The sequence below is a fragment of the Shewanella salipaludis genome (assembly GCF_012911865.1).
Classification (GTDB): domain Bacteria; phylum Pseudomonadota; class Gammaproteobacteria; order Enterobacterales; family Shewanellaceae; genus Shewanella; species Shewanella salipaludis.
In genome coordinates this window covers 206455-222788 of sequence record NZ_JAAXYH010000006.1, presented here as the reverse complement: position 1 = coordinate 222788, position 16334 = coordinate 206455, and the positions used below count along the sequence as shown (strand labels likewise).

At 55.6% G+C, this 16334-nt stretch carries 13 protein-coding genes and 8 tRNA genes; 15 read left to right on the top strand and 6 right to left on the bottom strand.

The annotated features are described in order from the left end of the window. The 3 genes from HC757_RS10805 to gltX form a co-directional block, all read right to left on the bottom strand. Positions 1–73 (bottom strand) — tRNA-Glu (locus HC757_RS10805). Positions 74–276: 203 nt separating this feature from the next. After that, a tRNA-Ala gene (locus tag HC757_RS10800) sits at positions 277–352 on the bottom strand. A gap of 127 nt (positions 353–479) precedes the next feature. Then, a complete protein-coding gene (gene gltX / locus HC757_RS10795; protein ID WP_169564371.1) occupies positions 480–1889 on the bottom strand; it encodes a glutamate--tRNA ligase in 1410 nt (469 codons plus the stop codon). A gap of 518 nt (positions 1890–2407) precedes the next feature. On the opposite strand from gltX, the gene HC757_RS10790 reads away from it, so the two are divergent. The 13 genes from HC757_RS10790 (at position 2408) to HC757_RS10730 (ending at position 11650) form a co-directional block, all read left to right on the top strand. Further along, positions 2408–2483 (top strand) — tRNA-Val (locus HC757_RS10790). 45 nt (positions 2484–2528) lie between these two features. After that, a tRNA-Val gene (locus HC757_RS10785) sits at positions 2529–2604 on the top strand. Positions 2605–2639: 35 nt separating this feature from the next. Then, positions 2640–2715 (top strand) — tRNA-Val (locus tag HC757_RS10780). 39 nt (positions 2716–2754) lie between these two features. Continuing rightward, positions 2755–2830 (top strand) — tRNA-Val (locus HC757_RS10775). Between the two features lie 47 nt (positions 2831–2877). Next, positions 2878–2953 (top strand) — tRNA-Val (locus HC757_RS10770). A gap of 47 nt (positions 2954–3000) precedes the next feature. Then, positions 3001–3076 (top strand) — tRNA-Val (locus HC757_RS10765). 76 nt (positions 3077–3152) lie between these two features. After that, a complete protein-coding gene (locus tag HC757_RS10760; protein WP_169564370.1) occupies positions 3153–3380 on the top strand; it encodes a hypothetical protein in 228 nt (75 codons plus the stop codon). Between the two features lie 289 nt (positions 3381–3669). Further along, positions 3670–4920 carry an MFS transporter gene (locus tag HC757_RS10755; RefSeq protein WP_169564369.1) on the top strand — a complete coding sequence of 417 codons (1251 nt, stop codon included), beginning with the start codon at positions 3670–3672 and terminating at the stop codon, positions 4918–4920. A 264-nt stretch (positions 4921–5184) separates the two neighbouring features. After that, positions 5185–6207 carry a TRAP transporter substrate-binding protein gene (locus HC757_RS10750; protein ID WP_280520981.1) on the top strand — a complete coding sequence of 341 codons (1023 nt, stop codon included), beginning with the start codon at positions 5185–5187 and terminating at the stop codon, positions 6205–6207. Positions 6208–6268: 61 nt separating this feature from the next. Further along, complete coding sequence (locus tag HC757_RS10745; protein WP_342343064.1) at positions 6269–6934, top strand: TRAP transporter small permease; 666 nt, start codon at positions 6269–6271, stop codon at positions 6932–6934. Continuing rightward, positions 6934–8334: a TRAP transporter large permease gene (locus HC757_RS10740; RefSeq protein WP_169564368.1), complete on the top strand. Its 1401-nt coding sequence runs from the start codon at positions 6934–6936 to the stop codon at positions 8332–8334. Before HC757_RS10745 ends, HC757_RS10740 begins: the two co-directional genes overlap by 1 nt. Positions 8335–8519: 185 nt before the next feature. Beyond that, positions 8520–10274: an ATP-binding protein gene (locus tag HC757_RS10735; protein ID WP_244623446.1), complete on the top strand. Its 1755-nt coding sequence runs from the start codon at positions 8520–8522 to the stop codon at positions 10272–10274. Then, entirely contained in the window at positions 10271–11650 is a 1380-nt protein-coding gene (locus HC757_RS10730; protein ID WP_169564366.1) for a sigma-54-dependent transcriptional regulator, read from the top strand. The genes HC757_RS10735 and HC757_RS10730 overlap by 4 nt, the downstream gene beginning before the upstream one ends. Positions 11651–11686: 36 nt before the next feature. Here the strand turns inward: HC757_RS10730 and HC757_RS10725 are convergent, their stop codons facing one another. Next, the gene (locus HC757_RS10725; protein ID WP_169564365.1) at positions 11687–12934 is read right to left on the bottom strand and encodes an MFS transporter; all 1248 of its coding nucleotides are present in this window, start codon (positions 12932–12934) and stop codon (positions 11687–11689) included. 118 nt (positions 12935–13052) lie between these two features. Here HC757_RS10725 and HC757_RS10720 point away from each other — a divergent pair, with 118 nt between their 5' ends. Then, a complete protein-coding gene (locus HC757_RS10720) occupies positions 13053–13922 on the top strand; it encodes a LysR family transcriptional regulator (protein WP_169564364.1) in 870 nt (289 codons plus the stop codon). An 8-nt stretch (positions 13923–13930) separates the two neighbouring features. Here HC757_RS10720 and HC757_RS10715 read toward each other — a convergent pair whose 3' ends face one another. Together HC757_RS10715 and tesB are read right to left on the bottom strand one after the other, a co-directional pair. After that, positions 13931–14332 carry a YbaY family lipoprotein gene (locus HC757_RS10715; RefSeq protein ID WP_169564363.1) on the bottom strand — a complete coding sequence of 134 codons (402 nt, stop codon included), beginning with the start codon at positions 14330–14332 and terminating at the stop codon, positions 13931–13933. Beyond that, positions 14333–15199 (bottom strand): acyl-CoA thioesterase II, encoded by an 867-nt coding sequence (tesB, locus tag HC757_RS10710; RefSeq protein ID WP_169564362.1) that lies wholly within the window; start codon positions 15197–15199, stop codon positions 14333–14335. A gap of 240 nt (positions 15200–15439) precedes the next feature. Here tesB and HC757_RS10705 point away from each other — a divergent pair, with 240 nt between their 5' ends. Next, positions 15440–16315, top strand: coding sequence for a 1,4-dihydroxy-2-naphthoate polyprenyltransferase (locus HC757_RS10705; protein WP_169564361.1), 876 nt, complete (start codon positions 15440–15442; stop codon positions 16313–16315). The last annotated feature ends 19 nt before the right edge of the window (positions 16316–16334 follow it).

Here is a 16334-nt window from a genome sequence, read left to right as displayed (position 1 = left end):
TATCCCCTAGGGGATTCGAACCCCTGTTACCGCCGTGAAAGGGCGGTGTCCTAGGCCTCTAGACGAAGGGGACCCTGGACTTAACATTTCTAACTTAGTTACCGCATGTTAAGGCGGTGTCCCAGGCGCTCTCTTCTAAAACCGAAGGAAACTCTGGAGTTAACATTTCTAACTTGCATTACCGCATGTTAAGGCGGTGTCTCTTAACACTCTCTTCTAAATATCGAAGTTGAGCAGGACCAAATTTAAAAGCGTAATTTACAAGACTAAATTACTTGGTGGAGCTAGACGGGATCGAACCGTCGACCTCTTGCATGCCATGCAAGCGCTCTCCCAGCTGAGCTATAGCCCCAAGTAAATAACTTACTCTTTACTACGCTTTTAAATCACATTTGAGTGCATCGCCGACGCTTGCCAGCTTGTGTCTCAAGTGCGTGGCGCATTCTATGCAGCACACCCAAATGTGTCAACTCGTTTTTTTAGGAATTTATTCTATCTGCTACAAATTCAATCGCTTTGGAGATTCTTTGCTCAGAACGGGCTTTTCCGATGAGAAACAAGGTCAAATCTAGACCAGGTGACTGCCCTGCCCCGGTAACGGCAACCCGCAGCGGCATACCGACCTTGCCCATGCCAACCTCTAATTCGGTGGCGGTATCTTCGATCGCCTGATGAATCGCTTCCTGGGTCCATTCGCTTAGGGCGGCAATCTTCTGCTGCACTAACTTGAGCGGCTCCAGCGCAACCCCACGCAGATGTTTCTTGGCCTGGGCTTCATCGAACTCACTGAAGTCTTCATAGAAGTAACGGCTCGAGGCCGCCAGCTCCTTCAGGGTCTTGGCGCGTTCGGATAAGGCGGTGACGACCTCGGCCAAGGCCGGCCCATTGCTGGTATCGATTTTTTGCTCGTCCATATGCCATTGCAAATGGCTGGCAACATACTCGGGCGCCAGACTCTTTATATAGTGCTGATTCAACCACAGCAATTTCTCGGTATTAAAGGCCGAAGGGGCCTTATTGATGTCGCTCAACTTAAACAGTTGCTTCATCTCGTCGAGAGTGAAGATCTCCTGATCCCCATGGGACCAACCCAGACGCACCAGGTAATTAAGCAGCGCTTCGGGTAAATAGCCATCATCACGGTATTGCATCACGCTCACGGCACCGTGGCGTTTGGACAACTTGGCGCCATCATCACCCAGGATCATCGACACATGGGCATATTCAGGGATAGGTGCCCCCAGGGCTTTGAGTATGTTTATCTGTCTTGGGGTGTTATTGATATGGTCTTCACCACGCACCACACAAGTGATCCCCATGTCCCAATCGTCGACCACGACGCAGAAGTTATAGGTAGGCGTACCTTCGCTGCGGGCTATGATGAGATCGTCCAGCTCCTCGTTGGCAAACTCAATGCGACCACGGACATGGTCGTCAAATACCACAGAACCTTCCAATGGATTCTTGAAACGCACCACAAAAGGCTCATCCGTGTCACGGGGGGCCAGGTTGCGACAGCAGCCATCGTACTTCTGTTTTTCGCCCCTGGCGGCTTGTTCATCACGCAGTGTCTCTATGCGCTCGCGTGAGCAATAACATTTATAGGCTGTGCCCTGCTCCAACATCTGAGCAATGATTTCATTGTAACGATCGAAACGTTTTGTCTGGTAATACGGCCCCTCATCCCAGGTCAAGCCCAACCACTGCATGCCATCGAGAATGGCATCGCAGGCTTCCTGGCTGGAACGTTCGAGATCTGTATCTTCGATACGCAGCACAAACTCACCCTTGTTGGCGCGGGCATGTAACCAGGAGTAGAGTGCGGTGCGGGCGCCGCCAACATGTAAAAAGCCGGTAGGGCTTGGAGCAAAACGCGTCTTAGTTGTCATAATGGGACACTAACCTATATAAATAGTCTGTAAAAAGACTGTCACTATCAAAGGGGGCCATTCTAACAGCCAAACCTGCCACTGGAAATGCCACTCTTAATGCCTCAAGCAAATTCTCCGCTGCGCCACTCAAGCGTCGCCACTCTGTCAGAGTGTAGGAACTGGCATAGCCATAGAAAAAGCGGCAAATATAGGAGTAGAAGCAATAAAAGCAAAAGCAGAGGTAATAAAAGCAGAAGCAGTACTCTGGCCGTAATTGAGCGTTATCAATAGCGCCCCTGTCACTCGATACAGAGAAAACAGCCCAGGCGCCGATAGACTCAGCCTGTCGGCGACTGCCACTCATCCCGGCAAAATTTGCCAGCTTGGAGCGCACTCGGGCCCATATAAACCCCAGATAGTTAATGGGCTGCCCAACAAAGCATCAAGGCGGATAAAATTAATACGCTCAATGCTTTTTATCTAAAAAAGCGTTGACAGTGGAGACGCCCCACCTATAATACGGCTCCACACAGCGAGGTCGATTAGCTCAGCTGGGAGAGCACCTCCCTTACAAGGAGGGGGTCACTGGTTCGAGCCCAGTATCGACCACCATATCTTTTAAGTAAAAGGCATGGTTTTACAAAGTGTTATATCCCAGGTCGCTTAGCTCAGCTGGGAGAGCACCTCCCTTACAAGGAGGGGGTCACTGGTTCGAGCCCAGTAGCGACCACCATATAACCCTTAGTTTGCAGTGTGAGAGTATTCCCAGGTCGTTTAGCTCAGCTGGGAGAGCACCTCCCTTACAAGGAGGGGGTCACTGGTTCGAGCCCAGTAACGACCACCATATTTTGGTATAAATACTCGACAATATGAAGAATTCCCAGGTCGTTTAGCTCAGCTGGGAGAGCACCTCCCTTACAAGGAGGGGGTCACTGGTTCGAGCCCAGTAACGACCACCATCTTCAGTCAATAAGTTACAAACTGTCGTCATAGACAGGAAATCCCAGGTCGTTTAGCTCAGCTGGGAGAGCACCTCCCTTACAAGGAGGGGGTCACTGGTTCGAGCCCAGTAACGACCACCATCTTCAGTCAATACGTTACAAACTGTCGCCATAGACAGGAAATCCCAGGTCGCTTAGCTCAGCTGGGAGAGCACCTCCCTTACAAGGAGGGGGTCACTGGTTCGAGCCCAGTAGCGACCACCATTTTCTGCCATTTTCTCGCTTCATCCCCCTGTCAGTCGTCTATGCTTTACACATGTGAAGGCATAGGGGTTTTCTGATGGCAAATGTCAGCCAATCGGCATCTTTAGATAATATCGCCGCCTACTTGAAATTAACCCATGACTGTGACGATGAAACCGCCTTGAGAGAGGCCAGGGAAGTCATGCAAAATCTCGTCACCATGCGCCAAAAAGGCTTCATAAACGGCTGGTATTTTGATGAACAGGGCCATTTGGAACTCTTACCCAGCGATGCCATCCTAAAACGCATAGATCCACAGAAATAGTCCCGTGGGTTCAGCCGCTTGCATGCAAAAAAAACCAACCACGCAACAGCAGCTCCTGTAGTCAGGCCTCAATGGCAGGCCCTCGTCAATCTGGTTTCAGCAGCCAGTAGCTCAGCCAAAGATCGAATCAAAAACCTAGACAAAAAAATTAACTCAATAAATTCATGTTATTACGGTTATTCAACTTAGGAGAACAGCTACCTCCAGACAATTAAGTAAAGTTTTTTATTTACTTAATCAAGGCTAACTGCAATAGTATCGGACATAGCAGATCCGAGCCGATAATAAGATGAATACCACAGAAATCCAAGATAACGCCCAACAGATACTGGCTGTCACCCTATTGGTCACCCTGATCAGCGTGGCCGGTATCGCCTTACCCTACCCCATACTGGCGCCCTTGTTTTCCGAGGCCAGTTCACCCCTGACCCAGTTTATGCAACTGCCGCCCGAGCTCCTGCTCGGCATAGTGCTCGGCATCTATCCGCTGGGCATCATCATAGGCAGCAGTTTCATCGGCGCCTTATCGGATCACCTCGGCCGCAAACGCGTTCTCTCGCTAACCTTGCTCGGCAGTGCCCTAGGCTATGGCCTGACCGGCCTGGCCGCCGCCTCGGGCAATTTCCTGCTGTTTTGCCTGGCCAGGCTACTGACAGGGATCTGCGAAGGCAATATCGCCATCGCCCGGGCGATCGCCACAGATTTGCACCCCAAGATAGATAAGCTGCGCAGTTTTTCACTCATCAGCGCCATGGGCTATGGCGGCTACCTGCTGGGGCCACTCGTCGGCGGCCAACTCGCCTTTGCCGGCACAGAAGTGGTGTTTTACCTGGCGGCATTGGCATGTCTCGTCTGCACCCTGTTATCCCATGGCCTGTTACCCAAGGCACTCGATGCCAGAGTCCAGCATGCCGACAAGGGCTCGAGCCTGGTGCTGCTGAAAGATGCGCAACTGCGGCGCTTCTTTCTGCTGTATCTGCTGCTGACTCTGGGCGTCAACATCTACTATGAATTCTATCCCCTGTGGCTGGTACAGCAGCAGGACTACAGTGCTGTCGGCATCAGCTGGGCGACTGTGTTTCTGACCAGTTGCATGATAGCCACCAGCTTGATGTTCAATCCCAGGTTACAACGCCGCTTCAGCCAGGCACAGGCAGGGCTCTTGGGCATGCTGCTGTTCAGCCTGGCGTTGGCCATGCTGCCTGCCAGTGGCCACTTCAGCTTCCTGCTTTGTTTTGCCTTGATGGGCATGGGTATCGCCATCTACAACGGCTTTCTCCCCGCCTATATCTCCACCGCCTATGAGCATAGGGCCCAAGGCCAGTTGATGGGCATGCTGGTGACCATCTTCTGCGTCGGCAACCTGCTGGCGGCCATCATCGGCAGCCTGCTGTCCTTGCTGGCGGTGCAGTGGGCACTCTTGGTCGGTGCCATCACAGTGCTGCTGGCCTGTATGGTGTTTTTTCATGGCCATTTCAAGGCCGGCTTATGGCAAGCCAAGGTTGCAATGGCACAAGAAACAGCCTTACCCCGCCACTGATCTCCGCCATGGCCCATGGGTGGTTATCCACCCATGGGCCATGCTTGTGTGAGCGTTCCCCCACCCATCCAATCCCTCCGGCTTTTTGACAACAAATCAACTACACTTTTACAACCAACGGGTTATAGCTCAGTTAATTCACTTGGCGCGCTATTTGCCTATCGTTAGTCAGACCTCATGGAAATCAAGGCAGTATTCCTACTCAAAGCTGCCCAGTCGCAGCACCGAGGCCAACATCCTAATAACTATATAAGGGAACTCAAGATGACAAAGCTACAAGACAAGATCGGCAAACAGCCACTCAAAGCCATGATGAAGATCGCCACCCTCGCCTCCATGTTGACACTGAGCCTGAATGTGTTTGCCGCGCCGGTGGAAATCAAGTTCTCCCACGTGGTGGCAGAGAATACCCCCAAGGGACAGATGGCGCTTAAGTTCAAGGAACTGGTGGAGCAACGTCTGCCGGGCGAATATAAGGTCAGCGTATTCCCCAACTCCCAGCTGTTTGGCGACAACAACGAATTAGCCGCACTCTTGCTCAACGACGTGCAATTGGTAGCGCCTTCGCTGTCGAAATTCGAACGTTACACCAAGAAGCTACAGGTATTCGATCTGCCTTTCCTGTTCGAAGACATGGCCGCGGTCGACCGTTTCCAACAGAGTGAAGCAGGTCAGAAGCTGTTGACCTCCATGAGACGCAAGGGTTTGCTTGGACTGGGGTACTTGCATAACGGTATGAAGCAGTTCTCGGCCAACGACCCCCTGACCCTCCCAAGCGACGCCAAGGGCAAGAAGTTCCGCATCATGGCCTCGGATGTCATCGCCGCCCAGTTTGACGCCGTCGACGCCATTCCGGTGAAGAAGCCCTTCTCCGAAGTCTTCACCCTGCTCCAGACTCGCGCCATCGATGGCCAGGAGAATACCTGGTCGAACATCTACTCGAAGAAATTCTACGAAGTTCAGTCCCACATCACAGAGAGTAACCATGGGGTATTGGACTATATGATTGTCACCTCGGATGCCTTCTGGAATAGCCTGCCGAAAGACAAGCGCCAGATCATCAAAGATTCATTGGATGAAGCCATCGCCCTGGGCAATAAGATTGCCATGACCAAGAACGAAGAAGACAAACAAGCCATTCTGAACTCCAAACGCACCCAGCTGGTCACCCTCACGCCGGCCCAGCGTCAACAATGGGTCGCCATCATGAAACCTGTTTGGGCTAAATTTGAAGATAAGGTCGGCAAAGACGTCATCCGTGCCGCCGAAGCCGCCAACAACAAGTAATGTCTGATGCCACGGTAGCGCAAGCGCTGCCGTGGCTCTGTCAATTCGAAGGAGTAGCAGAGTGATATCGCGAATTTTTGGCTATTTTGAAGAAGGCTTTCTCAACCTGCTCATCACCATGATGACATTACTGGTGTTTGCAGAAGTGATAGCCCGATTTTTCTTTAACAGTGGTTTCCTGTGGATCCAGGAGCTGACCCTGACCCTGAGCGGCTGGTTTGTGCTGTTCGGCATGTCCTATGGCGTCAAGGTCGGGGCCCACATAGGGGTCGATGTGTTCACCAAGAGCCTGGCGCCCCTGCCCCGCAAACTGACGGCGCTGCTGGCCTCCTTCATCTGCCTGGTGTATTGCGCCATGTTCCTCAAGGGCAGCTGGGACTACCTGTCACAGATGTATCAGACAGGCGTGCCGATGGAAGACATCAACTTCCCTGCCATGCTGTTGCAGCAGTTGGATGCCGATTTCGCCTGGGAAAAATTGCGTATCGATGTCGAAGACGGCGCCGTGCCGATTTGGATGTCACAAAGCATACTGATCATCGGCTTTTCCATGCTGGCATGGCGCTTTGTCGAACTCTTCATCGCCATCCTTTATGGTCGGGCCACAGGTTTTCACCTGGCCGATGAGGCCAAGGACAGCATGCATTTGCTGGACGATGACCAGACTGACGACTCGGATGACACCACAGAACAGAAAAACAGCAACAAGAATAACAAGGTGGAATAATGACGATCGCGACGCTTTTTTTAACCTTATTTATCTGCATGTTTCTCGGCATGCCTATCGCCATCGCCTTAGGCTTCTCCAGCATGCTGACTATCATGTTGTTTTCCAGTGACTCATTGGCATCCATAGCACTCAAACTCTATGCCTCCTCGTCGGAGCATTATACCCTGCTGGCAATCCCCTTCTTCATCCTGTCGTCGGCCTTCCTGTCGACCGGCGGGGTCGCGAGGCGGATCATCGACTTTGCCATGGACAGCGTAGGTCATATTCGTGGCGGCCTGGCGATGGCGTCGGTGATGGCCTGCATGCTGTTTGCCGCCGTATCCGGCTCCTCGCCGGCAACGGTCGCCGCCATTGGCTCCATCGTGATTGTCGGCATGGTCAAGGCCGGTTATCCGGAGAAATTCGCTGCCGGGGTGATCACCACTTCGGGCACCCTGGGCATTCTCATCCCGCCCTCCATCGTCATGCTGGTGTATGCCGCCGCCACCGAAGTGTCGGCCGCCCGCATGTTCATGGCGGGTTTGATCCCCGGACTCATGATGGGCTGCCTGCTGATGCTGGCCATCTATATCGTCGCCAGGATCAAGAAGCTGCCATCCATGCCCTTCCCCGGTATCAGGAAACTCGCCCTCTCCAGTGCCAAGGCCATGGGCGGACTGGCACTGATAGTCATAGTGTTGGGGTCCATCTATGGCGGTATCGCCAGTCCGACCGAAGCGGCAGCGGTGGCAACGGTTTATGCCTATCTTATCGCCGTATTCGGTTACCGCGACATAGGCCCGTTGAAACAGGTGGCCTGGCACAATGCCGGTGAGTCCTTGCCCAGAGCGGCCCTGCGTAACCTGGGACAGATGTTGCTGGCGTTGATAAAGACTCCGATAGACAAAGAGATCCGTCATGTGGTGCGTGATGGTGCCAAGGTCAGCATCATGTTGCTGTTCATCATAGCCAACGCCATGTTGTTCGCCCACGTGCTGACCACGGAGCGCATTCCGCATATCATAGCCGAAGCCATAGTGGGCATGGGGCTGCCGGCCTGGGGTTTCCTCATCATAGTCAACCTCTTGTTGCTGGCAGCAGGTAACTTCATGGAGCCTTCGGCCATCTTGTTGATCATGGCCCCTATCCTCTTCCCCATCGCCACCCAGCTCGGCATAGATCCCATCCATCTGGGGATCATCATGGTGGTGAACATGGAGATAGGCATGCTGACGCCGCCGGTCGGCCTGAACCTGTTCGTCACCGCCGGCATCACAGGCCACAGCATGGGCTGGGTGATCAAGGCCTGCCTGCCCTGGTTGAGCCTGATGCTGGGCTTCCTGCTGTTGATCACCTATGTACCGCAGATCTCGCTGTTCTTGCCCGAGCTGATAGATAAACTGAGCGGCTATAACTGATAACACTGGTATTAATCCTTGATTAGTTCCCCCAATTGAGCGAGCCTTAACGGGCTCGCTGTTTTTCAGGCTGATTCACTATGTTATTGCCCACACTGTCACCATCCACACTGACACTATCCACACTGAAATCGTCCGCCAACCTCTTTTCCACCAAAGCGAAGAAACGCCTGCTGCTCTTTGTGATGCTGCTATGTGGTTTATTCGTGACCCTCAAGCTGACGCTCTGGTTCCACCAGCAGCAAGGTCAGGCGGCAATCCAGGCGCAGTCCAGGCAGCAGTTGAGCGAACTCATCGACTTCTACGATGCCGCCCTGTCGCGCTATGCCAATATTCCCCACGTGATGTCGGGCAACCCGCTGCTGGCCCAGACACTGCTCGGGGATGACGAGTTGCAGGTGCAACGCGTCAATGATTATTTCGCAGAAATGCAACAGGCCACCGAGGCGTCGGATATCTATTTGCTGGACGCCAAGGGCACAGCCGTCGCCGCCAGTAACTGGCAGCAAGGCTATTCCTTCATAGGCCAGAACTATGGGTTCCGCCCCTATTATCGCGAGGCCATCAAGGGCAAAACCGGCCGCTATTACGCCGTAGGCACGGCATCGAATAAGCGGGGCTTCTATTTCTCTTACCCCATTTACCACCAAGACAAGGTTTTGGGCGTGATAGTCGTCAAGGTCGACATCACAGACATAGAGAAGCAAAGCACGGGCATAGCGACCGCAGGTCAGTACGAATTCATCGTCACAGATCCCGAACAGGTGGTCTTCCTCTCCAGCATTGCCCAGTGGCGCCTGGGCTCCCTGGTCCCCTTGACCCAGGCCAGACAAACGGCGCTGACGGCATCCAGACGTTATGCCAACCGTCCCATAACCGAGCTGGATCTGATCCCCGAATACCGCCCAGGGACAGACGAGCGCGTCAGTGTCTATCGCCTGAAACTGGGCCAACAATGGCCTCGCTTCATGGAAACCCAGGGCGCCATGAGCAGCGCCGGCTGGCGGGTGCATATTCTGGCCCCGTTGGCGCCGCTGCAGCAATCCCTGGCACCGCAACTCTGGCTGGCGGCCAGCCTATACCTGCTGGTCGCCCTGGCGCTGCTGTTCGGTGCCGAGCGGCGGCGCAACCTGCAACGCATGCAGCTGGCCCAGAGCTGGCTGGAACAGCGCGTCGCCGAACGCACCCGTGAACTGCAGGCCACCAACCAGCAACTCAAAGACACCCAAGATCAACTGATCCAGGCGGCCAAGCTCACCGCCATCGGCAGCCTGTCGGCCAGTATCAACCATGAATTGAATCAGCCACTGGCGGCGCTGCGCAGTTACGCCCAGAACACCCAGACCTTTCTCGGCCGTAACCTGCTGGACAAGGCCGCCGACAACATTCGCATCATGATCGAACTCACCGACCGTCTGGCGGACATCATAGGCCAGTTCAAGAGCTTTACCCGCAAGAGTCAGGGCACAGAGGGCGCCGTCGATCTCGGCCAATGCATACAACAGGCATTGACCATAGTGCAGCCGGAAATCGACAAACAGGGCATAATGCTGACGTTGGAATCCGCCGCAGGCCGCTACCAGATATGGGGCGATAAGGTGCGCTTGCAGCAAGTGCTGGTGAACCTGATGAGCAATGCCATAGTCGCAATGCAACAATCCCATCCCAGGCACCTGGCGATCCGGGTCTGGGCCGGGGAAAAATTTCACATCAGTATCCAGGATACTGGCCCCGGGGTACGGGAAAGCCAGATGGAGAAAATTTTCGAGCCTTACTTCACCACCAATGAACGCCAGGGACTGGGTCTGGGCTTGTCCATCTCCAGGCGTATCATGGAGGCGATGAAGGGCCAGATCACCGTCGCCAACGCCGCCGAAGGCGGGGCCATTTTTCAGCTCATTTTACCCATATTTTCACGTGAGGAAGCATCACAGCCATGAGTGTCCCGAAAAATATCCAAGACCATGCCGTACTTATCGTCGACGATGAGGCCCACATAGGCACGGTCCTGGTGCAGCTGTTCGAACTCGAAGGCATCAGCGCCATCGCCTGCACAGATCCCAGGGGCCTGGCCAACAGCCTGGACAGACACTGGCCGGGCGTGGTGCTCTCCGACGTCAACATGCCGTATCTGGACGGCATAGGCCTGATGCAGCAGCTCCACCACCAAGACGCCGACTTGCCGGTGATCTTGCTCACGGGCGTCGGTGACATCGCCATGGCGGTCAAGGCCCTCAAACAGGGGGCCTACGATTTTATCGAGAAACCCTTCAACAACGAGCATATTCTCGATGTGGTCAAACGGGCGCTGGAGAAGCGCAGCCTCACCCTGGAAAACCGCCAGCTGAAGAAGGAACTCGAATCCCAGAGCCTGCCGGGGCCCAGGATCCTGGGCAACAGCCCTGGCATCAATCGCATGCGCAACATTCTCGACAGCGTCTTGGATACCCCGGCCGACGTGCTGATCGAGGGCGAGACGGGGACAGGCAAGGAGCTGGTCGCCCGTTACCTGCACGATCACAGCCAGCGCAGCCGCGCCAACTTCGTCGCCATCAACTGTGGTGCCATTCCGGAAAACCTGATCGAGAGTGAACTCTTTGGTGCCGATCCCGGCGCCTTCACCGGCATGGACAAGACTCGCATAGGCAAGTTCGAATATGCCAACGGCGGCACCCTGTTTCTCGATGAGATAGAGAGCACGCCGCTGTCGCTGCAGGTGAAACTGCTCAGGGTGCTGGAAGACAGGAAACTGCAACGCCTGGGTTCCAACAAGAGCATAGCGCTGGACATACGGGTGGTGGCCGCCACCAAGGTGGATCTCAAGCAACTGTGTGACAAGGGCGAGTTTCGCCAGGATCTCTATTATCGTTTGAACCTGGTGACTGTGGCCATTCCCGCGTTGCGGGACAGGCGCGAAGACATACCCCTGCTGTTCCTGCATTTCGCCCGCGTCGCGTCGGCCCGATATCACAGGGCGCTGATCGCCCTCAACGCCGAGCAGAATGCCGTGCTGACCGCCCACGACTGGCCGGGCAATGTCCGCGAGCTGCGTAACCTGGCGGAGCGTTTCGTGCTGCTCGGCGCCGAGGCGGCCTTCGCCGGCCCGCTCACCACCCAGGGGCTGCATACGGGCATGTCGCTGCAACAGAGGGTAGAGTTTTTCGAGCGCATGTTGATCGAAGATGCCCTGAGCCACAACAAGGGCAGCATCAAACTGACCATGGAGCAGCTGGAACTGCCGCGCAAGACCTTGTATGACAAGATGCGCAAATATGAATTGGACAGGAAACAATACCTGACCGCCGACGAGGCTTGATGTAGCCCCTCGGCTCAGAGCAAGGGCAATCCCGGCTCAGACGCTGGCCAGCTCACCCACAGCTGGCTGGCGAAAACGTCCCAGGCGCCAGATGGCCACCCCAGTCAACAGCAAGATCAGCAGCGACCCAAGCACCACGCCCGACCAGTCGGCGGCATGCCAAAAATACATCAGATAAGGGCCGCCCACGGCGGCGCCCAGATAATAGCAACAGAGGTAGAGCGACGTCGCCTTGGCCCTATGGCTCATGGCGCGCATGGCGACGAAGGAATTGCAGCAGCTGTGGATGATGAAGAAACCACAGGCGGTCAGCAGAAATCCCAGGCAGATCATCGGCTCAGTGTCGGCTAGGGTCAGCAGGCTGCCGCATAGCATCATGGCCAGAGACAGCTGAAACAATTTAAGCTGACCGTGTTTCACTATCCACCTGGAAGTAAAGTAGGAGGCGACTGTGCCGCTGGAGTAGCAGAGGAAGATCAGCGTCGCCTCGAAGCGGCTCCAGTTGTAGGGCGGCGCCATCAGATGCAGCTGGATGAAGCTGAACTGGTTGACCATCACCATGAACGCCAGTCCGCCTATGCCATAGATCAAACGCATCTGGGCATCGGTCAGGTGATACCAGAATCCTTGCACATCCCTCTGCATCCCGCGCCAGAAGCCCGGCAGTTTGGCGACGCCGGTCGCCGGCCTGAGTTCGGTTATCGGCGTCAGCAAATAGCTGGCCAAGGCGACGCCGAATAGGCTCAACAGGCATAAGATCCACATGGCCTCCTGCCAGGCGAAATACTGCGACATCAGGCCACCGAATAAACGCCCCAGAATGCCGCCCGTGCTGTTGGCCGTGATGTATACCGCCGCGGCCTTGAGCATGATAGCGGGTTGCAGCTGTTCCTTGAAATAGGCCATGGCGATGGCAGGCACCGCAGCCAGCAGCACGCCCTGCAGCAAACGCGTCCACATCAAGGCCTCGAAATCCGCCACAAACACCAGCATCAGGTCCGATGCCACCAGCAACCAGAGACTGATGAGGATAGGCCAATGCCGGCCGATGCGATCGGACAAGATGGCGTACAGCAACAGCGAGAAGGCCATGGAAAAACTGGTGAACGAGAGGATCAACGGCGCCTTGGCCGGCGCCACACTGAACTGTTCGGCGATCAAGGGCAACATGCCCTGCATCAGGTAAAGGTTGATGTACACCACCACGGAAGCCAGGCATAGCCCCCAGATCAGCTTCTTATCCCGTCTTCTGGCGTCGATTAGGGCATCCAGTTCATCTTGCATGGCAACCTCGTTAGCCCAAATGCGATAGGCCAAGATTAGCACTGGACAGGAGATAACAATAATAAATAAAATCAATCAAACATATTGATTTTTGTTATAACATTTCGTCGAGGAAGCCATGGACATACGCCAGTTGACCCACCTGGACGCCCTCGCCCGCAGCGGCAGTTTTACCCTTGCCGCCAAACGCCTCAACATGGCCCAACCGGCCCTGAGTCAGAGCATCAAACGCCTGGAACACTCCCTGGGTGTCACTCTGGTCAACCGCGGCACGGGCCGGCTCAGCCTGACCGCCGAAGGCCTGGTACTGCACCAGCATGCCACGCTGATCATCAAGCAGCTGCTACAGGCACAGGCGCAGATCCGTGCCATGGCCAACCTGAGTTCGGGAGAGGTACGCATCGCCGTGCCGGGAATGCTCGGCTCCTTCTATCTGCCCTCGCGCCTGATGGCCTTCAGGCATCAGCATCCTGAGCTGAAACTGTCGCTGTTCGAAGGTGGCACCCGCGATGCCTTGAGGATGCTGCAACAGGAGGAGGTGGATATCGCCATCATCACGGCCCAGGATCTCAACAGCGAGTTTGACAGTCGGCTGTTGCTGCGAGAACAGATGGTCGTCGCCCTGGGACAGGAACATCCGCTGGCCGGACTCGAGCGCATCCGCCTCGACGATTTCCTCGAGCATGAGCTGGTGATGTTCAAGACAGGCTATTTCCACCGCGAGTGGATCTTGTCACAGGCCAAATCTCTGGGAAAAACACCGAACATCGCCTTCGAGACCAATCTGATCAACCTGATAAAGCAGGTGGTGTCCCAAGGCTTTGCCATCACCAGCGTGCTGGAAATGGCTATCGGCCCCAAGGATGACATACTCGCCAAACCCTTCGAACCGCCGGTGTTTCTCGACCTGCATGTCGCCTGGAAAAAACAACGCCCGATCAGCTTGGCCGACCGGGCGTTCGTCGATTTTCTTATGCACAACAGATAAGGCTACTGCTATTTTAAAGGCACCGCCTTCATCAGCACTTCCGTGGTGAACTTCTGGTTGTTGATCACGGGAAACCTGTCATAGGTTTGGAAGATAACCCGACCCTGGTATTGGATCATGGCCACCACGCCATAGTCTATGCTGCTGTCGATCGACTCGGGCGGCAGGATGAACTTGAAGGGCACAGGGGCACGGGCAATGTTGAAGCTCTTCTGGGCCACGATCACTCCGGGCGATGAGAGATCTATGATGGCGATAGTGATGCTGCAGCCCTGGGGCAAGGCGATGCGTTCCAAATAGCCGGCGGCGCCATTAATCACCACCGGTGGTGGGGGCTCGACTGTCACGCAGGCACTCAGGCCTATGGCAATACAGACTAATGTCACACTTTTGATGATGCGCTTGAGCATTTATTTATCCTTAACCATTCGCAGCAGGCCTTCCTGGGTCGCCGAAGCCACCAACTCGCCCTGCTGATTGAAAAACTGTCCCTTCACATAACCGCGGCCACCGCTGGCGGTGGGGCTGTCTATGCTGTAGAGCAACCATTCGCCTATGTCGAAGGGACGGTGGAACCACATGGAGTGATCTATGGTCGCCATCCGCATTCCCGGCGTCAGGAAAGAGACCCCGTGGGGCTGGGCGGCGGTGACCAAAAAGTTGAAATCCGAAGCATAGGCCAGCAGAGAGTCATGCACATGCTCGTCGGCCGGCACTGTGCCATTGGCCCGCAACCACAGATAGCGGTGCGGCTCGCTCGCCGCCGGTGTCACGGGATTGAGCGGGTTGACCAGGCGCATCTCGATAGGCGCATCGGCCATGAACTTTTCCAACATCCTGGCAGGTACCCGATCGCGCATGGTCATCGCCAGTTCCTGCTGATTGAGCAGCCCCTCAGGCCCAGGTACTTGTGGCATGCTGGCCTGATGTTCGAAGCCTGCCTCTTCGGCCTGGAAGGAACAGGTCATGTAGAAAATCGGCCGCCCCTTCTGAATCGCCTTCACCCGCCGGGCACTGAAGCTGCCACCGTCGCGCATGATTTCCACATCATAGACTATCGGCAACTTCTCATCGCCGGCCCGCAAGAAGTAAGAATGCAGCGAATGCACCTTGCGCTCCGGCGCCACAGTTTGCTTGGCGGCGCTCAAGGCTTGGCCCATTACCTGGCCGCCAAACACATGACCGAAGCCCAGATCCTGGCTCTGACCCCGAAACAGGCCGATTTCAATTTGCTCCAGGGATAACAAGGACAAGAGATCGTCTAACACATGACTCATAAGATCCTACTGAATACTTAGCAATAAATGCCTAAAGGGTAACTCACATCCCCTCCCCCTGCCAGCAGCTTTTAATCGCCTGCCCCAGCCGCGACCGGCGGCCGGGCATGGCATTCAAGCGAGACGGACAAGCATGGAAATTCCCCACACCCGAGCCGGAGTCCTTGTTATGCTATGTCGGCAGAGAGTAAACTTAACTCTTTGTCGCTATTGGCCTTTAATGCATCACTGGACAGCAAAATGAACCCTTGGATATTAGCCGTCAGACCCCGCACCCTGCCCGCAGCCGCCAGCCCGCTAATCCTGGGTAATGTGTTGGCCTTTGCAACCGACCATTTCAGCTGGCTCATCGCCCTGGCATCCTTGAGCTGTGCCCTCTTGCTGCAAATTGCCGTCAATCTGGCCAACGATTACTTCGATCACAAGCATGGCATAGACACGGCGGAACGCCTTGGGCCCGTACGTGTCAGCCAGAGCGGCCTGCTGGCCCCGGCCAAGGTACGCAGCGCCATGCTGCTATGCCTGTTGCTGGCCCTGGCCGTCGGCAGCTATCTCATCTGGCACGGTGGCTGGCCCATAGCCCTGCTGGCGACGGCCTCGGTTTTCGGGGTGCTGGGTTACAGTGGCGGCCCCTACCCGCTGGCCTCCCATGGCCTGGGCGAAGTCGCCGCCTTCATCTTCTTCGGCCTGGTAGCCGTGGTCGGCAGCTACCTGCTGCAGACGGGCGTCACCACGCCGACCGCCTGGCTGCTAGGTTGCGCCATGGGCAGTTTCAGCGCCGCCATCATGCTGGTCAACAACACCCGTGACATACAGACGGATGCCAAGGCGGGCAAGCTGACCCTGGCGGTGCGTTGGGGTCAGGCCCAGGCCAGAGTCTGGTACCAGACTCTGGCCTATCTGCCTTATGGCCTCATCATCTCGGGTTTCTTGCTGGGGCTGCTGCCCGGCCTGCCCGTGTTGCTGGCGGGGGTATCCTTGCCTCTGGCCCGCGGCCTGAGCCGTAAATTTTCCGAGGCCTCAGGCCAGGCACTCAATCCCCTGCTGGGGCGCACCGCCAAACTCATGCTGGTCTTCAGCCTGCTGTTCAGCGCCGGTTGGCTCCTGCTTCCCTGAGGCGGCGCTGAGCCTTGAG

Bases quoted from the DNA above. Each gene is read 5' to 3' on its own strand.
- HC757_RS10740 (WP_169564368.1), top strand. From the start codon at position 6,934: ATGACGATCGCGACGCTTTTTTTAACCTTATTTATCTGCATGTTTCTC.
- tesB (WP_169564362.1), bottom strand. From the start codon at position 15,199: ATGAGTCATGTGTTAGACGATCTCTTGTCCTTGTTATCCCTGGAGCAA.
- gltX (WP_169564371.1), bottom strand. From the start codon at position 1,889: ATGACAACTAAGACGCGTTTTGCTCCAAGCCCTACCGGCTTTTTACAT.
- HC757_RS10755 (WP_169564369.1), top strand. From the start codon at position 3,670: ATGAATACCACAGAAATCCAAGATAACGCCCAACAGATACTGGCTGTC.
- HC757_RS10760 (WP_169564370.1), top strand. From the start codon at position 3,153: ATGGCAAATGTCAGCCAATCGGCATCTTTAGATAATATCGCCGCCTAC.
- HC757_RS10750 (WP_280520981.1), top strand. From the start codon at position 5,185: ATGACAAAGCTACAAGACAAGATCGGCAAACAGCCACTCAAAGCCATG.
- HC757_RS10715 (WP_169564363.1), bottom strand. From the start codon at position 14,332: ATGCTCAAGCGCATCATCAAAAGTGTGACATTAGTCTGTATTGCCATA.
- HC757_RS10730 (WP_169564366.1), top strand. From the start codon at position 10,271: ATGAGTGTCCCGAAAAATATCCAAGACCATGCCGTACTTATCGTCGAC.
- HC757_RS10720 (WP_169564364.1), top strand. From the start codon at position 13,053: ATGGACATACGCCAGTTGACCCACCTGGACGCCCTCGCCCGCAGCGGC.
- HC757_RS10705 (WP_169564361.1), top strand. From the start codon at position 15,440: ATGAACCCTTGGATATTAGCCGTCAGACCCCGCACCCTGCCCGCAGCC.
- HC757_RS10735 (WP_244623446.1), top strand. From the start codon at position 8,520: ATGCTGCTATGTGGTTTATTCGTGACCCTCAAGCTGACGCTCTGGTTC.
- HC757_RS10725 (WP_169564365.1), bottom strand. From the start codon at position 12,934: ATGCAAGATGAACTGGATGCCCTAATCGACGCCAGAAGACGGGATAAG.